Genomic DNA, 16,578 nt, shown 5'->3' with positions numbered 1-16,578 from the left:
CGGCGCCAGCCCAATCTTTGGAAAAGAGGTTATTGAAAATGGCAAACTTTATTCCTTTGTCCGTTCCCAATTTTTCCGGCAAGGAGAAAGAATATGTGAACGACGCGGTGGTCAGCGAGTGGGTGTCCACCGGCGGCAGCAAGGTGGGCGACTTTGAAAAGGCCATCGCCGACTATGTGCACATGGACCGGGCCGTAGCCTGCAACTGCGGCTCCTCCGGCCTGCACCTGGCCATGCTGATCTCCGGCGTGGGCATGGGCGACGAGGTGATCGTGCCCACCCTCACCTTCATTGCCGCGGTCAACCCGGTGCGCTATGCCAATGCCGAGCCGGTGTTCATCGGCTGTGACGACAGCCTGTGCATGGACCCCGCCGCCGCCGAGCGCTTCTGCAAAGAGGAGTGCCATATGGAAGGCGGCAAGCTGATCAACAACACCTCCGGCCGCCATGTGAAGGCTCTGCTGGTGGTGCACGTGTTCGGCAACATGGCGGATATGGTGGAGTTTACCCGCATCGCCAGGGAATACAACCTGATCCTGATCGAGGATGCCACCGAGGCTCTGGGCACCTACTACACCAGCGGTCCCTTCGCGGGCAAGTACGCCGGTACCATCGGTGACGTGGGCGTTTACAGCTTCAACGGCAACAAGCTCATCACCACCGGCAGCGGCGGCATGGTGGTCTCCAACCATCCGGATTGGGCCGAGCATGCAAAGCACCTGTCCACCCAGGCCAAGGCCGACGAGCTGCAGTTTTTGCACGACGAGGTGGGCTACAACTACCGCCTGACCAATCTGCAGGCGGCGCTGGGCCTGGCTCAGATCGAGCAGGTGGAGGGCTTCATCGCCCACAAGCATGAGATGTGGCAGATGTACAAGGACGCGCTGGACGGCAAGAACGGCTACCGCATCCTGCCCTTCCGGGACGACTGCACCCGCTCCAACAAGTGGTTCTTCTCGCTGTATCTGGAGGACCCCCGCCACCAGCGTGACGCCATCATTCAGGCGCTGAAGGAGCAGAAGATCCAGACCCGGCCGGTGTGGGCGCTGATCCACGAGCAGGCGGACTACGGCAAAAACCAGGTGTTCAGCGACGAGAAGGCCCAGGACTATCGGGCCAAGATCGTGAACCTGCCCTGCTCCACCAATCTGACCCGCGAGGACTGCCAGCGGGTCATCGACGCGCTGCTGGCGCTGTAACAATACATCCACGAAAGAGAGGCGAGCGCCCATGCTGCGCATCGACGAGCTGCTGATCGACGAAAATACCAGTGTGCTGAATACCCTGAAAAAGCTGGACGAGACCGGCCAGCGCATCCTGTTCATTGCCCCGGAGGGCAAGCTGGCGGCTGCGGTGACCGACGGCGACATCCGCAAGTACATCCTGCGGGGCGGCGCGCTGGAGGGCCCGCTGCGCGAGGCCGCCAACTACCACCCCAAAAGCCTGCCCCTGGAGCAGCGCGGCCGCGCCCGGGCCTACATTGAAGAGCAGGGCATCGATGCCCTGCCCCTGCTGGACAAGCAGGGCCGCATTGTGGACATCATCTTCACCAGCGGCGTGGACCTGGACAACCGCACCTGCGCCGGGCTTCCGGTGGTCATCATGGCCGGCGGTCTGGGCACCCGCCTGTACCCCTATACCAAGATCCTGCCCAAGCCTCTGATCCCGGTGGGCGAGCGCCCCATCCTGGAGCTCATCATCGACCGCTTCTGCGATTTCGGCTGCACCGATTTCCATCTGGTGGTCAACTATAAAAAGAACATGATCAAGAGCTACTTCAACGATCTGGAGAAGAGCTATCAGGTTTCCTACGCGGATGAGGACCAGCCTCTGGGCACCGGCGGCGGTCTGTGCCTGTTGAAGGGCAAGCTGGACCACACCTTCTTTCTGTCCAACTGCGACATCCTGCTGGATGCCGACTACGGCGACATTCTGAACTACCACAAGAGCCAGGGCAACATCATCACCATGGTCTGCGCGGTGAAGCACTTCACCGTGCCCTACGGGGTCATCGAGCTGAACAACGACGGCACCATCCAGACCATGCGGGAAAAGCCGGAGATGAACTTCCTCACCAATACCGGCGTGTATGTGGTGGAGCCCCGCGTGGTGGAGGAGCTGGAGGACGGCAAGAAGCAGGGCTTCACCGACATCATCGAGCACTACCGCTCCATCGGTGAAAAGGTGGGTGTGTACCCCATCAGCGAGCAGAGCTGGATGGACATGGGCCAGATCGAAGAGCTGGACCACATGCGCCGCCGCCTGGAGGGCAACAGCTGAATTTCCACAAAACGGCCGCGCCTGCGGTCGAAAACCGGTGGGAAACTGTTGAAAAACAAATAAAATTACGTTTTGTATAAGAAATGGAGCGATTCCATGAGCGTTTTGATCATTGCGGAAGCCGGTGTGAACCACAACGGCAGCCTGGAGCTGGCCAAGAAGATGGCCCTGGTGGCCAAGGAATGCGGCGCGGATGTGGTGAAATACCAGACTGCCGTACCCGAGCTGGTCATCTCCAAATTCGCCCAGAAGGCGGAGTATCAGAAGCGGGAGACCGGGGCCGAGGAGAGCCAGCTGGAGATGGTGCGCCGCATCCACTTCGGCTTTGAGGCCCACAAGGAGCTGAAGGAATACTGCGATTCCATCGGCATCCAGTATCTGTCCGCCCCCTTTGACCTGCCCAGCGTGGAGTTCCTGGCCAGTCTGGACCTGCCCATGTGCAAGGTGCCCAGCGGCGAGATCACCAACCTGCCCTATCTGGAGGCAGTGGGCCGCACCAAAAAGCCGGTGATCCTGTCCACCGGCATGAGCACCCTGCCCGAGATCGAGGACGCCCTGAGCATCCTGGAGGAAAACGGCTGCCCTGAGGTGACCGTGCTGCACTGCAACACCGAGTACCCGACCCCCTACGAGGACGCGAACCTGCTGGCCATGCTGGAGCTGGGCGAGCAGTTCGGCCTGCCCTACGGCCTTTCCGACCACACCTCCGGCTGGGAGTGCGACGTGGCTGCGGTGGCCCTGGGGGCAACGGTCATTGAAAAGCACTTCACGCTGGACAAGACCATGGAGGGCCCGGATCACAAGGCCAGCCTGGAGCCCGCCGAGCTGAAGGCCATGGTGGATGCGGTGCGCCACACCGAAGCCGCCCTGGGCACCGGACGCAAGGCGGTGAGCGCCAGCGAGGCCAAAAACAAGCCCATCGCCCGCAAGAGCATCGTGGCGGCCCGGTCCATCAAGGCGGGGGAGACCTTCACCGCCGAGAACCTGACCACCAAGCGCCCCGGCGACGGCATCAGCCCCATGCGCTGGTACGAGGTGCTGGGCAAGACCGCCAAGCGGGATTTTGAAGAGGACGAAAAAATCGAGCTGTAATGCGTGGAGTGCCGCGCGTTTGCTGCCCTGCATTTCGGGGCGGCGCGATGCAAACTACAAAAGGGGGTGCTGCCCATGGCAGCCCAGCCAAAGACCCTTGCGGTCGTCACCGGGACCCGGGCCGAGTACGGTCTGCTGCGTCCGGTGATCCAAAAACTGTTGAAATCTGACGATTTTATACTAAAAGTATTGGTAACCGGCGCCCATCTGGCCCCGGAATTCGGCAATACTGTGCAGGAGATCGAGGCGGACGGGGTACCCATCGCCGCCCGTATCCCCATTCTGAAATTTGGCACCGGCCCGCTGGCCACGGCGGACACGGTGGCCTATACCATCCAGCAGTTCAGCCGCTGGTTCTGGGAGCATAAGCCGGACGCGGTGCTGGTGCTGGGCGACCGGTACGAGATCTTCGCGGCGGCGCAGGCCGCGGCCATGACCGGGGTGCCCATCGCCCACATCAGCGGCGGCGACGTGACCCTGGGCGCGGCGGACGACTACTACCGCCACTGCATCACCAAGATGGCCCACCTGCATTTTCCCAGCTGTGCGGAATACGCCCGGCGGGTCATCCGCATGGGCGAAGCGCCGGACACTGTGTTCAACGTGGGCGGCCTGGGGGATGAGAACATCCGCACCATGCCCAAGATGAGCCGGGAAGAATTGAGCGAGAGTCTGGGCTTTGATCTCTCCGGTCCCTTCGCGCTGGTCACCTTCCACCCGGAAACCGCCGGCGGGGCCAGCCCCACCGAACAGGTGGCCCAGCTTCTGGCCGCCATGGAGCAGCTGCAAAAGACCCGCCCGGTGCGCTGGCTCATCACCAAGGCCAATGCGGACGCGGGTGGTATTGCCATCAACGAGCTGATCGACCGTTGGGTGGAAAAATATCCCGACAAGGCCATTGCCTTTACGAGCCTCGGGGTCAAGCGGTATCTTTCCGCCATGGCCTGCGCGGCGGCGGTGGTGGGCAATTCCTCCTCCGGTGTGGTGGAGACCCCCACCTTCGGGGTGCCCACGGTGAACATCGGCGAGCGGCAGGCCGGGCGGATCATCTGCCCCAACGTGCTCTGCTGCAAGGCGGAGGAGGGCGAGATTCTGACGGCTCTCGAAACCGCATTCAGTGAGGAATTTGCTGCAAAGGCAAAGCAGACCGTAAGCCCCTACAACGGGGGCGATACCAGCGGCCGCATTGTGGAGATCCTGCGCGCCCAGCTGGCCCGGCCGGACTTCGGCGCGCCCAAGGGATTCTACGATGGACCCGTGGAGTAAGCGGTACCCGATGGCCCCGGGCATGCTCCGGAACGCGGAGTTCAAGCCGGGCCAGCGGGTGCTTGCCATCAGCGATATCCACGGCTGCAAGGCTCTGCTGGAACGCCTTTTGAAAAAGCTGGACTACCGCCCCGGCACGGATGCACTGGTTCTGGCGGGGGACCTGCTGACCAAGGGCGAGGAGAATATGGCCATGCTGGATTTCGCCATGGAGCTGGCGGAGCTGCCGGATGTGCACATCCTGCTGGGCAACTGCGACGGTATGAACGACGAGGTAGAAGCCCCCTGGCTGCCGGTCTTTCTGGACCGCCAGCCAAGGCAGCTGTTCTGGGAGCAGTGTGCGGCCCAGGGCATCGGCAGGAACGAGGCGCTGGCGGATGCCCACGGCACCATCCAGGCGCTTTGCCGGGCCTACCCGGAGCAGGCGGCCTTTCTGGCCGGGCTGCCCCGCATTCTGGCAAGTGCGCAATATTATTTTGCCCACGCGGCCATGGATGCGGCCAAGCCCCCGCAGGAGCAGGACCCGGTGGATGTGATCACCCGGCGGGGCTTTCTGCAAACCGCCGGGCGTTTCGACCGTCTGCTGATCGTGGGCCATTACCCGGCCTGCAATTACGACCTGACCGAGTGCCGCCTTTCTCCTTATTATGACAAGGCGCGGAACATCCTCTGTATCGACGGGGGCAACCGGGTCAAAACCGGCGGCCAGCTGAACGGCGCGGTTTTGCAGGACGGGGAGTATCTGGGCTGCGAATGGGTGGACGAGCTGCCCGCCGCCCGGGTGCTGCACCCCCAGGCGGAAAATCCCGCCACCGTGAACATCAACTGGCCCAGCTATGAAGTGCAGCCCCTGCAATGGCAGGGCGGGCTGTGCCGCTGCCGCCACGAAAAGACCGGCCGGGAATTCTGGGCCCCGGCTCAGCTGGTGGAGCAGACCGGGAACGGCTGGAGGCTGGCGGACGATTACACCGACTACCGCCCGCCGCTGCAAGCGGGCCAGCAGGTGGGCCTTGCCGCCCGGGCAGGGGACTGGGCGCTCATCAAGACCGGCGACCGGCCCGGCTGGGTCCCGGCGGAATGGCTGAAACAGGAATGAATCCCGGCCCATGCCCGAACGGGCGGGCCGGAACAAAAACGCGAGGTGTGAACAAATGAAACTTTTGATCGTGGGTCTGGGCAGCATGGGCAAGCGCCGTGCCCGCCTGGCCAAGGGAATGGACGCGTCCATTGAAATCAGCGGAGTGGACACCACTGAATCCCGCCGCACCGAGGCCGAGGGCCTGGGCATCACCGCCTATGCCAGCATCGGCGAAGCGGTGGCAGCAGAAAAATTCGACGCGGCTCTGGTCTGCACCGCCCCCATCACCCATGCGGCCATTATCAGCGAGCTGCTGGACGCGGGCCTGCCGGTATTCACCGAGCTGAACCTGGTGAGCGACGGCTACGAAGAGAACATGAAAAAGGCCAAGGAAAAGAGCCTGCCCCTGTTCCTTTCCTCCACCATGCTCTACCGGGGCGAGACCCGGTACATCAAGCAGCAGGTGGAAGCCTTTGACAAGCCGGTGAACTACATCTATCACATCGGCCAGTACCTGCCGGACTGGCACCCCTGGGAGAACTACAAGAACTTCTTTGTGGGCGACAAGCGCACCGGCGGCGTGCGGGAGATCTTCGGCATCGACCTGCCCTGGCTGCTGGACACCTTCGGCCCGGTGAAGAGCCTGCATGTGGAAAAGGACAAAATCAGCCAGCTGGAGGTGGACTACCCGGACAGCTACTTTGTGACCCTGCGCCACGAAAACGGCGTGAAGGGCATGCTGGCGGTGGACGTGGTGAGCCCCAAGGCGGTGCGCAACTTTGAGTGCTTCGGCGAAGGGCTGCACCTGTTCTGGGAGGGCAACCCCAGGAGCCTTTACACCTTTGACCACGACAAGGGTGAAAAGCTGCCGGTGAACACCTACGAGAGCTTTGAGCACGATTCCCGCTACAGCGACAACATCGTGGAAAACGCCTACGTGGACGAGCTGGCCAACTTCTTCGCGGTGCTCAAGGGCGCCGAGCAGCCCCGCTACAGCTTCGAAAAGGATCTGGAGACCATCCGGCTGATCGAGGCCATCGAGGAGGCATAAAGCTGTTTTTGCCAACAAAACAAAAGGAGGAAGCACCATGAAAGTATTGTTTGTGGGCCTGGGTTCCATCGGCAAGCGGCATCTGAACAACCTGATCCACATTGCCTCCCGGCGGGGCGTTTCCCTGGAGGTGGACGCGCTGCGCTCCAGCCTGAAGCCTCTGCCCCCCGAGCTGGCGGCGGTGATCAAGCACCAGTACATCGACTTCGAGCAGCTGGGCCATTACGATGTGGCCTTCATCACCAACCCCACCAGCCTGCACGCCTCCACCCTGGCGGATCTGGCGGGCAAGGCGGAGAACCTGTTCATCGAAAAGCCCATCTTCGATCACACCGATTACGATCTGGCCGAGCTGGGTCTTGAGACCCAGAAGGCCTATGTGGCCGCGCCCATGCGCTGGTGCGGCACCTTCCTGGCGCTGAAAAAGCTGATGCCCACCCTGCGGCCCTACTCCGCCCGGGTCATCTGCTCGTCCTACCTGCCGGACTGGCGGCCCGGTGTGGACTATCGCAAGGTCTACTCCGCCCACAAGGACATGGGCGGAGGCGTGACCATAGACCTGATCCATGAGTGGGACTACATGGTGGAGTTGTTCGGCAAGCCTCTGGAAAGCTACAACTTCAAGGGCACCTATTCCGATCTGGAGATCGACTCGGACGATCTGTCTGTCTACATCGCCCGCTATCCGAATATGCTGGCGGAGATTCATCTGGACTACTTCGGCCGCACCTACCGGCGCACCATCGAGCTGTTCTGCGCCGACGGCACCGTGACCGCCGACTTCGGCGCGGGCACCCTGACCCTGGCCAACGGTGTGGTGCAGCATTTTGAGGAGCCGGTGAACGACCGCTACATGCGGGAGATGGAGTACTTTTTGGACTACGCCATCAACGGCCAGGGCGAGAGCATCAACAGCCCGGCCATGGCGCTGGATGTGCTCAAGCTGACCCTGGGCGAGGAATAAAAGGGAAAGAAGGAACGAAACGTGGAAAAACTGCTCATCACCATCTGCGGCCGCGCAGGCAGCAAGGGATTCAAAAACAAGAACCTGAAGGTGTTCTGTGAAAAGCCGCTGGTGTATTACACCCTGAGCGCAGCTTCTCTGTTCAAGGCCGCCCGGCCGGATGTGCAGGTGGACATCTGCCTGAACACCGACAGTCAGGCCCTGGCGGATCTGGTGGCCGCCAAATATCCCGAGGTGGTGTTCCTGCCCCGCGGCGAGGCCCTGGGCGGCGACACCGTGCCCAAGATGGCCGTCTTTCAGGACAGCCTGGCACGCATGGAGGAGAAAAACGGCTGCACCTACGACTATGTGATGGATCTGGACATCACCAGCCCGCTGCGCACCGCCAAGGACGTGCAGAACGCCTTTGAGATGAAGGCCTCCCGCCCGGATCTGGACCTGGTGTTCAGCGTCACCGAGTCCCGCCGGAACCCCTGCTTCAACATGGTGCGGGACTGCGGCGACCACGTGGAAAAGGGCATCGACAACGCCACCTACACCGCCCGCCAGCAGGCCCCGGTGTTCTACGATGTGAACGCCAGCATCTATGTATTCCGCCGAGATTTTCTGGCGAACAACACCACCGGCATTCTGTGGGACGGCAAGATCGGCGTGAGCAAGATGCTGGATACCGGCGTGCTGGACATCGACAGCGAGGAGGACTTCCTGCTGATGGAGGTCATCGCCGGGCATCTGTTCAAGACTCTGCCGGAGTTTGCCCAGGTACGGGACAACATCCGGGAATAAAACGCGGCGCGGGGGCGGGTAAGCTCTCGCGCTGAAATCTGTCTATGAGGGAAACCGGGAAAGCGCTGCAAAAAGCCGAGCGGCGCAAAACGCAGAAGAATAGGGGAGAAGCGATATGAACGACCAGCAGCGTGTGCTGGAATTTGTGATGGCGGCAGGCGAGGTGCTGCTGAAAAACGGGGCCGAGGTGAGCCGCACCCAGCAGACCATGGAGATCATGGCCAAAAGCCTTGGGGTGGACAGCTTCCACGGTTACGTACTTACCAACGGCCTGTTCGCCAGCATGGGTTCGGACTACGGCCAGCCGGCCCAGATCCGCAGTGTGCCCGCCAGTGAGGTGCACCTGGGCCGGGTGGAGGCGGTGAATGCCCTTTCCCGCAAGATCGCCCAGGGGCATGTGACTCTGGATGAGGCCTACAAAGAGCTGGAACGGATCAAAACCACGCCCTACGCCCCCAGCCGGGACCAGATTCTGGCCTGCGGCGCGGGCAGCGCCTGCTTTGCGCTCATGTTCGGCGGTATCTGGCAGGACGGCCTGATCGCTCTGGCGGTGGGCCTTGGCCTGCAGGTGTTTTTGCTGTGGATGGGCCGCTGGGGCCTGAACAAGCTGATCACCAAATTTCTGGGGGCGGCCTTTGTGGCGCTGGTCACCATGCTGCTGTTCCTCACCGGCTTCGGTCAGAACATGGATAAGGCCATCATCGGCGCCCTGATGCCGCTGGTGCCTGGCATGGCGCTGACCCTGGGCATCCGCGATCTGATTATGGCGGACTTTCTGTCCGGCACCATCCGCATGCTGGATGCCCTGCTCACCGCCGCCTGCATTGCCTGCGGCGTGGGCCTGATTCTGGGCCTGGCCACCATGATTCCGGGGGTGAACGTATGATGCTGCTGATGATCGAGTTTCTGCGCCAGCTGGCGCTGGCCTTTCTGGGCACCGTCTGCTTCGGCCTTTTGTTCCATGTGCCGCCCCGGCATTTTGCCGCCTGCGGCATCGTGGGCGCCATCGGCTGGCTGGTCTACTGGGCCATGATGCTGGTGCAGCCCAGCTCGGTGCTGGCAAGTCTGGTGGCGGTGATCCCGCTGACCATCGCCACCCGCGCCTTTGCCATTGTGCGCCGGGCCCCGGTGACCCTGTTTTTGATCCCCGGCATCTTCCCGCTGGTGCCCGGTGCGGGCATTTACTACACTGCCTATGCCTTTATCACCGGCGACACCGTCCAATGCGCGGCCAAGGGTGCCGAGACGCTGAAAATCGCGGTGGCGCTGGCCATGGGCATCGCGGTGGTCATGTCCATTCCGCTGAAGCCCAGCAATCTGCGTCGGGACCGAAGCTGAGTGCAGATCCATAATATCCCAGAAAATTCTTTTTCCATCAGAATCCCCTCGCGGCAGGCAGGCCGCGGGGGAATTTTTTTGTGTAAAAATGCAGGAAAACCGATTGCCCCGCCCATAAAGGCCTGACACCATTCGCCCTCCTTTGACATAGGCTGTCGAAAAAAGGGGGGATTCGGGTGAACAAAAAATTTATCCTGTCCGTGGGGTTCGGCATGCTGTGGCTGGCATTTTCGGTCTGGCTGTCGCTCCCCTGGATCGAGGAAACGGCGCAGGTGCTGCCGCCGGTCTATGTGTGGGCGGTGGTCATCGGCATTGCCTTTTTGCCGGGTTACTTAATGAGCGCCATATTCTTTTCCAACCTGCTGCACCGGAAGGTGCGGCAGTATCCGCAGACCTGTGAGGACACCACCGTCATCCTGTGCGCACACAACGAGGAGGCGAGCATCTCCGGGACCATTCAGGCGCTGTTCAGCCAGAGGTATGCCGGGCGCATCTGCATTCTGGCGGTGGACAATGCCTCCACCGACGGCACCAAGCGCCAGATTCAGGCCATGGCCCGGCTGGCACCGGAAAACCGGCCGGTGCGGTATCTGTACTGCGGGCAGCCGGGCAAGGCCAACGCTTTGAACCTGGGCCTCAGTAAGGTGGGCACCCGCCATTTTCTCACGGTGGACGCGGACACCTGGCTGGAGGGTAACGCGGTGCAGCGAATTATGAATCATATTGTGAGTACCCGGCGGAGCTGCGTGGCGGGCAATCTGTTTGTGCAGAACCCCACTCGTAGCCTGACGGCACGGATGCAGAACTACGATTATCTGCTCAGCATCGCGGCGGTGAAGCGGTTCCAGGGCAGCTACGGCTCCACCCTGGTGGCTCAGGGAGCCTTCAGTGCCTACAATACCTGCGCCGTGCGTAAGGCGGGCGGCTGGCAGCAGGTGATGGGCGAGGACATCGTGCTCACCTACCGGCTGCTGGCGCTGGGCTATGCCTCCGGCTATGAGCCCGCCGCGGTGGGCTACACCAGGGTACCGGAGACCCTGGGCGGGCTGTACCGGCAGCGGCGGCGCTGGGCCATGGGCATGCTGGAGGGGCTGCGGGAGGTGCCGCCCTGGCAGCAGCGGGGCTGCACCCGTTACTTCACCAGCGTGAACCTGAGCATCATTTATCTGGACCTGGCCTACCTGTTCGGCTTTGTACCCGGGGTGATTCTGGCCCTGTTTGGCTATTGCTATCTGGTAGGTCTGCTCACGGTGTTCACTGCGCTGGTGGGGGCGCTGTGCTTCTGGACCGTCTACCGCTACCAGCGGCGGCTGAACATTCCGTTTAAGAACACGGTGGGAGGATTTATTCTGTTCCTGTTTTTCTTCCAGCTGGTGCAGAGTACAGCCTCCCTGCACGGCTACCTGAGTCATCTGGCGGGCAGACGGCAGAGCTGGAAATAAAGGCAAAAAGGCAACAAAAAGCCCCCTGCCGATATGGCAGGGGGCAAAATACTTTGATGCAAAACGCTTACAGAGCAGCGTACTCCCGGGCAATGCGGGCAGCCACGCGGGCGTTGTTGTAGGCCAGCTGAATGTTGGTGGCCAGGCTGCGGCCCTGGGTGTATTCCACGATATGGGCCAGCAGGTAGGGGGTGATGTTCTTGCCGCGTACGCCGTCGGCGTTGGCGCTGGCCAGAGCCTTGTCGATGATGGCGCTCATCTCGTCGAAGTCCATGGCGAACTCCTCGGGCACCGGGTTGCCGATCAGCATACCGCCGTTGAGGCCCAGGTCCCACTTGGTCTTGGCAATCTTGGCCACATCGGCAGCGTCCTTGGCGGCGTAGTCCACGCCGAAGCCGCTCTTACGGCAGTAGAAGGCGGGGAAGTCGCTGGTCTGGTAGCCCAGAACGGGAACGCCCATGGTCTCCAGGTACTCCAGAGTCAGGCCGATGTCCAGGATCATCTTGGCGCCCGCGCAGACAACGGCCACGGAGGTGTGGGCCAGCTCCTGCAGGTCAGCGCTGATGTCCATGGTGGTCTCGGCGCCGCGATGTACGCCGCCGATGCCGCCGGTGGCAAAGATCTTGATGCCGGCCAGGTTGGCCAGGATCATGGTGGAGGCCACGGTGGTGGCGCCGGTGCCGCCCTCGGCCAGGATCATGGGCAGGTCGCGGCGGCTTACCTTCACAACGCCCTCGCCCTTGCACATCAGCTCCAGCTCGCCGGCGGACAGGCCCACCTTCATGCGGCCGTCGATGATGGCCATGGTGGCGGGCACAGCGCCCTCGGCGCGGATGATCTTCTCCACCTCAGCGGCGAACTCCAGGTTCTGGGGGTAGGGCATGCCGTGGGACAGGATGGTGCTCTCCAGGGCAACAACGGGCTTGCCCTCTTCCAGAGCGGTCTTTACTTCGGGGGTGATGTCCAGATACTGCTTCAGGTTCATTTCACATACTCCTTTATCATTTGTTGAATGGCTTGTTCGCTCATGTCGGGATTGATAGTGTCCTTGCCGCTGATGGCCACAAGGCCTGCGCCCAGCGCCCAATCCAGGATCTCGCTTTCGCTGAGACCCTTGCGGGTGGCGTGCAGAATGCCTGCCATGGTGGCGTCGCCCGCGCCGGTGGCGTTGGCCATCTGGTCGAAGCGGCGGCTGCGGCGATGGATGCTGCCGCCCGGGCCCTTGTAATAGATGCCGTCTGCCCCAAGGCTCACGAAGACCCGGCGCACACCGGTGGCCAGCACACGGGTGCAGGCCTCTTCCAGGTCCTCTTCGGTGGCGATGGGCATGTCCGCCAGGATCTCCATCTCCAGCCGGTTGGGCTTGATGGTGTCGAACCGGCCCAGAATGGGAACCAGCTTGCGGGCCCAAGTGGTGCTCACCGGGTCCACGCACAGAGGCGCGGTGCAGTGGGCGGTAAGGTAGTTCAGCGCGCTGGCGGAAAGGTTGCCGTCGCAGACCACCAGCTCGGCCCCGTTCAGCAGCTCCAGCTGCCCGGCCACAAAGTCCTCGTCCATCTCGGTGAGGATGCGCATGTCGCTCATGGCCACCAGCATGTCGCCGGCGGAGTCCATGATGGAGATGTAGGTGGAGGAGGAATGCCCCGGCCGGGTGAGCATGCCCTCGGTGCCCATGCCCAGAGCCTGGCAGCCGGTGCGCAGCATCTGGCCGTAGGCGTCGTCGCCCACTGCGGTCACGATCTGGCAGGTTTCGCCTAGGCGGGTGAGGTTGTCCAGAATATTGCGCATCACGCCGCCCATGGACAGATGCAGTCGTCCGGGGTTGGAATCCCGCATGATCAGGGGCGCGAAGCTCTGGCCGTGGATGTCCACATTTGCGCCGCCGATACCGGCGATGTAAGGTTTGGTCAAAAACAGCCCTCCGTTCGCTTGAATTGGCCGCCCGCTTGCGGCCGCTGACTTTTTTCACCCTTATTGTACTATTCAAAAAAGGGGATTTCAAGTGACATCCGGCACATGTATAAACCGGCCGCTTTGGCGCAAAACTAAAGGCAAAGCGGCAGCAAAGCATCGGCGGGGCAACCGGCCGCGCCGCCGCAAAACTGCAAAAGATAAGGAGCAAAGGGAATGAAATGGATCGCTTCGTTGTTTCGGGGCAGGGGGCTGTATTGGGCGCTTTCGCTGTGCATCGTGATCGCGGCGGCGTGCAGCTTTTTTGCCGTGAAGAACATCGTGGAACAGAACAAACCGCAGACGGATCAGGGAGGTGAGGCGATATGGGATCTGCCCGAGGCACCGGTGGAACAGGATGTGGAGGATGTGCCCATCAAGGCCACCCCGACCCCCACCGCTACGCCCAGGCCCAGCGCCTCGGCCAAGCCATCGCCCTCGCCGGCTTCCTCCTCTGGCTCGCAGGAGCAGCCCGCGCCTACTGCCGCACCCGAAGAGCCTGCCGCTGCGCCGGCGCCCTCCTTCGTGTGGCCGGTGGATGGGCAGACCGGGCAGGAATATAGCGGCGACGAGCTGGTGTACAACGAGACTCTGAAGGACTGGCGCACCCACAACGGGCTGGATATCTTCTGTGAGGACCAAAGCCCGGTGAAGAGCGCGGTGTCCGGGCGGGTCACCGCCGTGTATGAGGACGGCATGTGGGGCCAGATCGTGGAGATCGACGACGGTGCCGTCACCTGGCGCTACTGCGGCCTTGCCAGCGGCAGCGTACTGGTAAAGGCGGGCGACGAGGTGCTGGCCGGTCAGGCCATCGCCACGCTGGGGCAGGCCCCTGCCGAGAGCGGCTTGGAAACTCACCTGCATCTGGAAACGCTGCGGGGCGGCAACTACGAGGACCCCCGCCAGTATCTGAGTGAGGGCTGAGCTTCAAAATCACCATAACGAACACAACGCCCCGGCCTGAAACCAGGTCGGGGCGTTGTGCATCTGTGTATTGCGGGCAACACCGCACAATTCACGCCCGATGGGCTCAGGCGGCGTATCGCGCCAAAATTTTCCGTGATATTTTCCCAAAATGCTCGCCAAGCCACCAAGGCTTGCCTGCGCTTTTGGGTTCATCTCACAAAAAATTTTCTGGCGCGCTCCACCACCTGGAATTGCGCGGTATCGCCCCAGGAGTTGAGAGGATAGCAAAAATCAGAAGACTTCCATCACCGCGTCGCCGGCCTTTACCTGGCCGGTGCGGGTCAGCTCGAAGCCGCCCAGATCGGCCAGATTGCCCACCACAACGGGGGTCACGGTGCGGTAGCCCGCGGCCAGAATGGCCGCACGGTCCATGGTGCCGATGGGCTGACCGGCTTTCACGGTGTCGCCCTGCTGGATGTTCAGGGTGAAGGGCTCGCCGTTCAGGCGGATGGTGTCGATGCCCATGTGGACCAGCAGGTCCACGCCCTGGGCGGTGCGCATGGTGAAGGCGTGCTTGGTGTCGAACACCAGGGTGATCTCGCCGTCCGCCGGGGCCAGAACCTCATCGGCCTCGGGCTCCACGGCAAAGCCGTCGCCAACCATCTTTTCGCTGAATACGCCGTCGGCAACCTCTTCCACCGGGATGATTTTACCGGCCAGAGGGCTGACCACGGTCAGCCGCTCGCCGCCTGCCTTGGGAGCGTCGGCGGGTTTTTCTTCCGCCTTCTTGGGCTCCTGGACGGGCTTGGCCGCCGGAGCGGGATGATCGGAAGCGGAGGATTTCAGGTAAGCCTCCAGGTCGGACTTAATGACGGATACCCGGGGACCGTAAACTACCTGGACGCCCTGACCTTTGCAGATCACACCGGAAGCGCCGCTGGCCTTCAGCAGCTGCTGGTCCACCTTGGCGGGGTCTTTCACGGTGCAGCGCAGGCGGGTGATGCAGCAGTCCACATCGGAGATGTTGTCCTTGCCGCCCAGGCCCTGGGTGATCTGTGCGGACAGCTCATTTGCTGCTTCAGCCTCGGTCACTTCACCGGCTTGTTTGCGGGCCTCCAGGTCCTTGCGGGTGTAGAGCTTGGCCTCGGAGCTGTCGTCGCGGCCGGGGGTCATGTAGTTGAACTTGCGGATCATGAAGCTGAACACGAAGTAGTAGATCAGGAAGTAGGCCACGCCCACCACGGGAATCCACAGCCAGCTGGTTTTTTCGTTGCCCTGCATGATGCCGAAGAGGGTCAGGTCGATCAGGCCGCCGGAGAAGGTCAGGCCCACGCCCACGTTCAGAATGTGCATGATCATGTAGGAGGCGCCGGCCAGTACGCAGTGTACCATGTACATGGCGGGAGCCACGAACAGGAAGGTGAACTCCAGGGGCTCGGTGATACCGGTGAGCATGGAGGTGAGGGCCGCGCTGAGCAGCAGACCGCCCACCGCCTTGCGGTTCTCAGGCTTTGCGCAGCGGTACATGGCGAAGGCTGCACCGGGCAGGCCGAAGATCATCAGGGGGAACTTGCCGGTCATAAAGCGGGTGGCGGATACCGAGAAGTGGGTGATGCCGGGGGTGGCCAGCTCAGCGAAGAAGATGTTCTGTGCACCTTCCACCAGCTGACCGCCCACAACAGCGGTACCGCCCACGGCGGTCTGCCAGAAGGGGATGTAGAACACGTGATGCAGGCCGAAGGGGATCAGCGCACGCTCGATGAAGCCATACAGCCAGGTGCCCGCATAGCCGGAGGCCAGCACGAAGCCGCCCAGGGCGTTGATGCCGATCTGGATGGTGGGCCAGATGTAGTACATGGCGATGCCCACCAGCAGGTAAACAGCAGAAGAGATGATGGGCACAAAGCGGGTGCCGCTGAAGAAGGAGAGCACCTGGGGCAGCTGGATCTTATAGAACCGGTTGTGCAGTGCCGCGGTGCCAAGGCCTACCAGAATGCCGCCGAACACGCCCATCTGCAGGCTGGTCATGCCCAGAACCTCGGCGGTGGCGCCCGCCAGGTCCGGCGCGCCGAAGGCGCCGATCATGGCACCGATGGTGGCGTGCATGATGAAGAAGGCAATGGCGGAAGCCAGGGCCGCCACTTCCTTTTCCTGCTTGGCCATACCGATGGCTACGCCCATGGCGAAGATGATGGGCAGGTTGTTGAACACCACCGAACCGGCGGAGTTGAGCACCTGCAGAATGGCGTTGGCGAAGGTGCCGGGGCCCAGCAGGCCCATCAGGTTGTAAGCCTCCAGCATGGTCTCGTTGGTCAGCGAGCCACCGATGCCCAGAAACAGGCCGGCCACCGGCAGAATGGCGATGGGCAGCATGAAGGAGCGGCCCACACGCTGCAATACGCCGAAGATCTTGTCTTTCATAAGT

General features: G+C 62.2%; 15 protein-coding genes. 12 read left to right on the top strand and 3 right to left on the bottom strand.

The genetic code is table 11. The annotated features are described in order from the left end of the window. Nucleotides 1-38 precede the first annotated feature (38 nt). The 11 genes from J7G73_RS01155 (at nucleotide 39) to J7G73_RS01105 (ending at nucleotide 11,297) form a co-directional block, all read left to right on the top strand. Complete coding sequence (locus tag J7G73_RS01155; RefSeq protein WP_087292127.1) at nucleotides 39-1,199, top strand: LegC family aminotransferase; 1,161 nt, start codon at nucleotides 39-41, stop codon at nucleotides 1,197-1,199. 31 nt (nucleotides 1,200-1,230) lie between these two features. Beyond that, nucleotides 1,231-2,280 carry a sugar phosphate nucleotidyltransferase gene (locus tag J7G73_RS01150; RefSeq protein ID WP_343212728.1) on the top strand — a complete coding sequence of 350 codons (1,050 nt, stop codon included), beginning with the start codon at nucleotides 1,231-1,233 and terminating at the stop codon, nucleotides 2,278-2,280. 96 nt (nucleotides 2,281-2,376) lie between these two features. Further along, a complete protein-coding gene (gene neuB, locus J7G73_RS01145) occupies nucleotides 2,377-3,372 on the top strand; it encodes an N-acetylneuraminate synthase (RefSeq protein WP_291243153.1) in 996 nt (331 codons plus the stop codon). Nucleotides 3,373-3,447: 75 nt separating this feature from the next. Continuing rightward, the gene (gene neuC, locus J7G73_RS01140) at nucleotides 3,448-4,638 is read left to right on the top strand and encodes a UDP-N-acetylglucosamine 2-epimerase (protein ID WP_291244907.1); all 1,191 of its coding nucleotides are present in this window, start codon (nucleotides 3,448-3,450) and stop codon (nucleotides 4,636-4,638) included. After that, nucleotides 4,622-5,734: a metallophosphoesterase gene (locus J7G73_RS01135; protein ID WP_291244906.1), complete on the top strand. Its 1,113-nt coding sequence runs from the start codon at nucleotides 4,622-4,624 to the stop codon at nucleotides 5,732-5,734. The genes neuC and J7G73_RS01135 overlap by 17 nt, the downstream gene beginning before the upstream one ends. 55 nt (nucleotides 5,735-5,789) lie before the next feature. Further along, a complete protein-coding gene (locus tag J7G73_RS01130; RefSeq protein ID WP_291244905.1) occupies nucleotides 5,790-6,767 on the top strand; it encodes a Gfo/Idh/MocA family oxidoreductase in 978 nt (325 codons plus the stop codon). Between the two features lie 37 nt (nucleotides 6,768-6,804). Next, nucleotides 6,805-7,731 carry a Gfo/Idh/MocA family oxidoreductase gene (locus J7G73_RS01125; protein ID WP_291244904.1) on the top strand — a complete coding sequence of 309 codons (927 nt, stop codon included), beginning with the start codon at nucleotides 6,805-6,807 and terminating at the stop codon, nucleotides 7,729-7,731. A 21-nt stretch (nucleotides 7,732-7,752) separates the two neighbouring features. Further along, on the top strand, nucleotides 7,753-8,517 hold the full coding sequence (locus J7G73_RS01120) for an acylneuraminate cytidylyltransferase family protein (protein WP_087292145.1): 765 nt from the start codon (nucleotides 7,753-7,755) through the stop codon (nucleotides 8,515-8,517). 115 nt (nucleotides 8,518-8,632) lie between these two features. Next, nucleotides 8,633-9,403, top strand: coding sequence for a threonine/serine exporter family protein (locus J7G73_RS01115; RefSeq protein WP_291244903.1), 771 nt, complete (start codon nucleotides 8,633-8,635; stop codon nucleotides 9,401-9,403). Further along, entirely contained in the window at nucleotides 9,400-9,855 is a 456-nt protein-coding gene (locus tag J7G73_RS01110; RefSeq protein ID WP_343212729.1) for a threonine/serine exporter family protein, read from the top strand. Before J7G73_RS01115 ends, J7G73_RS01110 begins: the two co-directional genes overlap by 4 nt. 176 nt (nucleotides 9,856-10,031) lie before the next feature. Next, nucleotides 10,032-11,297 (top strand): glycosyltransferase family 2 protein, encoded by a 1,266-nt coding sequence (locus J7G73_RS01105; RefSeq protein WP_291244902.1) that lies wholly within the window; start codon nucleotides 10,032-10,034, stop codon nucleotides 11,295-11,297. A 67-nt stretch (nucleotides 11,298-11,364) separates the two neighbouring features. Here the strand turns inward: J7G73_RS01105 and J7G73_RS01100 are convergent, their stop codons facing one another. Together J7G73_RS01100 and J7G73_RS01095 are read right to left on the bottom strand one after the other, a co-directional pair. After that, nucleotides 11,365-12,282: a pseudouridine-5'-phosphate glycosidase gene (locus J7G73_RS01100; protein WP_087292153.1), complete on the bottom strand. Its 918-nt coding sequence runs from the start codon at nucleotides 12,280-12,282 to the stop codon at nucleotides 11,365-11,367. Continuing rightward, complete coding sequence (locus J7G73_RS01095) at nucleotides 12,279-13,208, bottom strand: PfkB family carbohydrate kinase (protein ID WP_158097472.1); 930 nt, start codon at nucleotides 13,206-13,208, stop codon at nucleotides 12,279-12,281. Before J7G73_RS01095 ends, J7G73_RS01100 begins: the two co-directional genes overlap by 4 nt. A 216-nt stretch (nucleotides 13,209-13,424) precedes the next feature. On the opposite strand from J7G73_RS01095, the gene J7G73_RS01090 reads away from it, so the two are divergent. After that, entirely contained in the window at nucleotides 13,425-14,171 is a 747-nt protein-coding gene (locus tag J7G73_RS01090; protein ID WP_291244901.1) for a M23 family metallopeptidase, read from the top strand. 273 nt (nucleotides 14,172-14,444) lie between these two features. Here the strand turns inward: J7G73_RS01090 and J7G73_RS01085 are convergent, their stop codons facing one another. Beyond that, a complete protein-coding gene (locus J7G73_RS01085; RefSeq protein WP_291244900.1) occupies nucleotides 14,445-16,574 on the bottom strand; it encodes a PTS transporter subunit IIABC in 2,130 nt (709 codons plus the stop codon). Nucleotides 16,575-16,578 lie beyond the last annotated feature (4 nt).

This window comes from Allofournierella sp. (assembly GCF_017889395.1).
Classification (GTDB): Bacteria; Bacillota; Clostridia; order Oscillospirales; family Ruminococcaceae; genus Allofournierella.
Note: the sequence above shows the minus strand (reverse complement) of the source record. Positions and strands in the feature narration are given on the sequence as shown.

Excerpts from the sequence above, each read along its gene's own strand:
- J7G73_RS01155 (WP_087292127.1), top strand. The coding sequence starts at position 39 with ATGGCAAACTTTATTCCTTTGTCCGTTCCCAATTTTTCCGGCAAGGAG.
- J7G73_RS01150 (WP_343212728.1), top strand. The coding sequence starts at position 1,231 with ATGCTGCGCATCGACGAGCTGCTGATCGACGAAAATACCAGTGTGCTG.
- neuB (WP_291243153.1), top strand. The coding sequence starts at position 2,377 with ATGAGCGTTTTGATCATTGCGGAAGCCGGTGTGAACCACAACGGCAGC.
- neuC (WP_291244907.1), top strand. The coding sequence starts at position 3,448 with ATGGCAGCCCAGCCAAAGACCCTTGCGGTCGTCACCGGGACCCGGGCC.
- J7G73_RS01135 (WP_291244906.1), top strand. The coding sequence starts at position 4,622 with ATGGACCCGTGGAGTAAGCGGTACCCGATGGCCCCGGGCATGCTCCGG.
- J7G73_RS01130 (WP_291244905.1), top strand. The coding sequence starts at position 5,790 with ATGAAACTTTTGATCGTGGGTCTGGGCAGCATGGGCAAGCGCCGTGCC.
- J7G73_RS01125 (WP_291244904.1), top strand. The coding sequence starts at position 6,805 with ATGAAAGTATTGTTTGTGGGCCTGGGTTCCATCGGCAAGCGGCATCTG.
- J7G73_RS01115 (WP_291244903.1), top strand. The coding sequence starts at position 8,633 with ATGAACGACCAGCAGCGTGTGCTGGAATTTGTGATGGCGGCAGGCGAG.
- J7G73_RS01110 (WP_343212729.1), top strand. The coding sequence starts at position 9,400 with ATGATGCTGCTGATGATCGAGTTTCTGCGCCAGCTGGCGCTGGCCTTT.
- J7G73_RS01100 (WP_087292153.1), bottom strand. The coding sequence starts at position 12,282 with ATGAACCTGAAGCAGTATCTGGACATCACCCCCGAAGTAAAGACCGCT.
- J7G73_RS01090 (WP_291244901.1), top strand. The coding sequence starts at position 13,425 with ATGAAATGGATCGCTTCGTTGTTTCGGGGCAGGGGGCTGTATTGGGCG.
- J7G73_RS01085 (WP_291244900.1), bottom strand. The coding sequence starts at position 16,574 with ATGAAAGACAAGATCTTCGGCGTATTGCAGCGTGTGGGCCGCTCCTTC.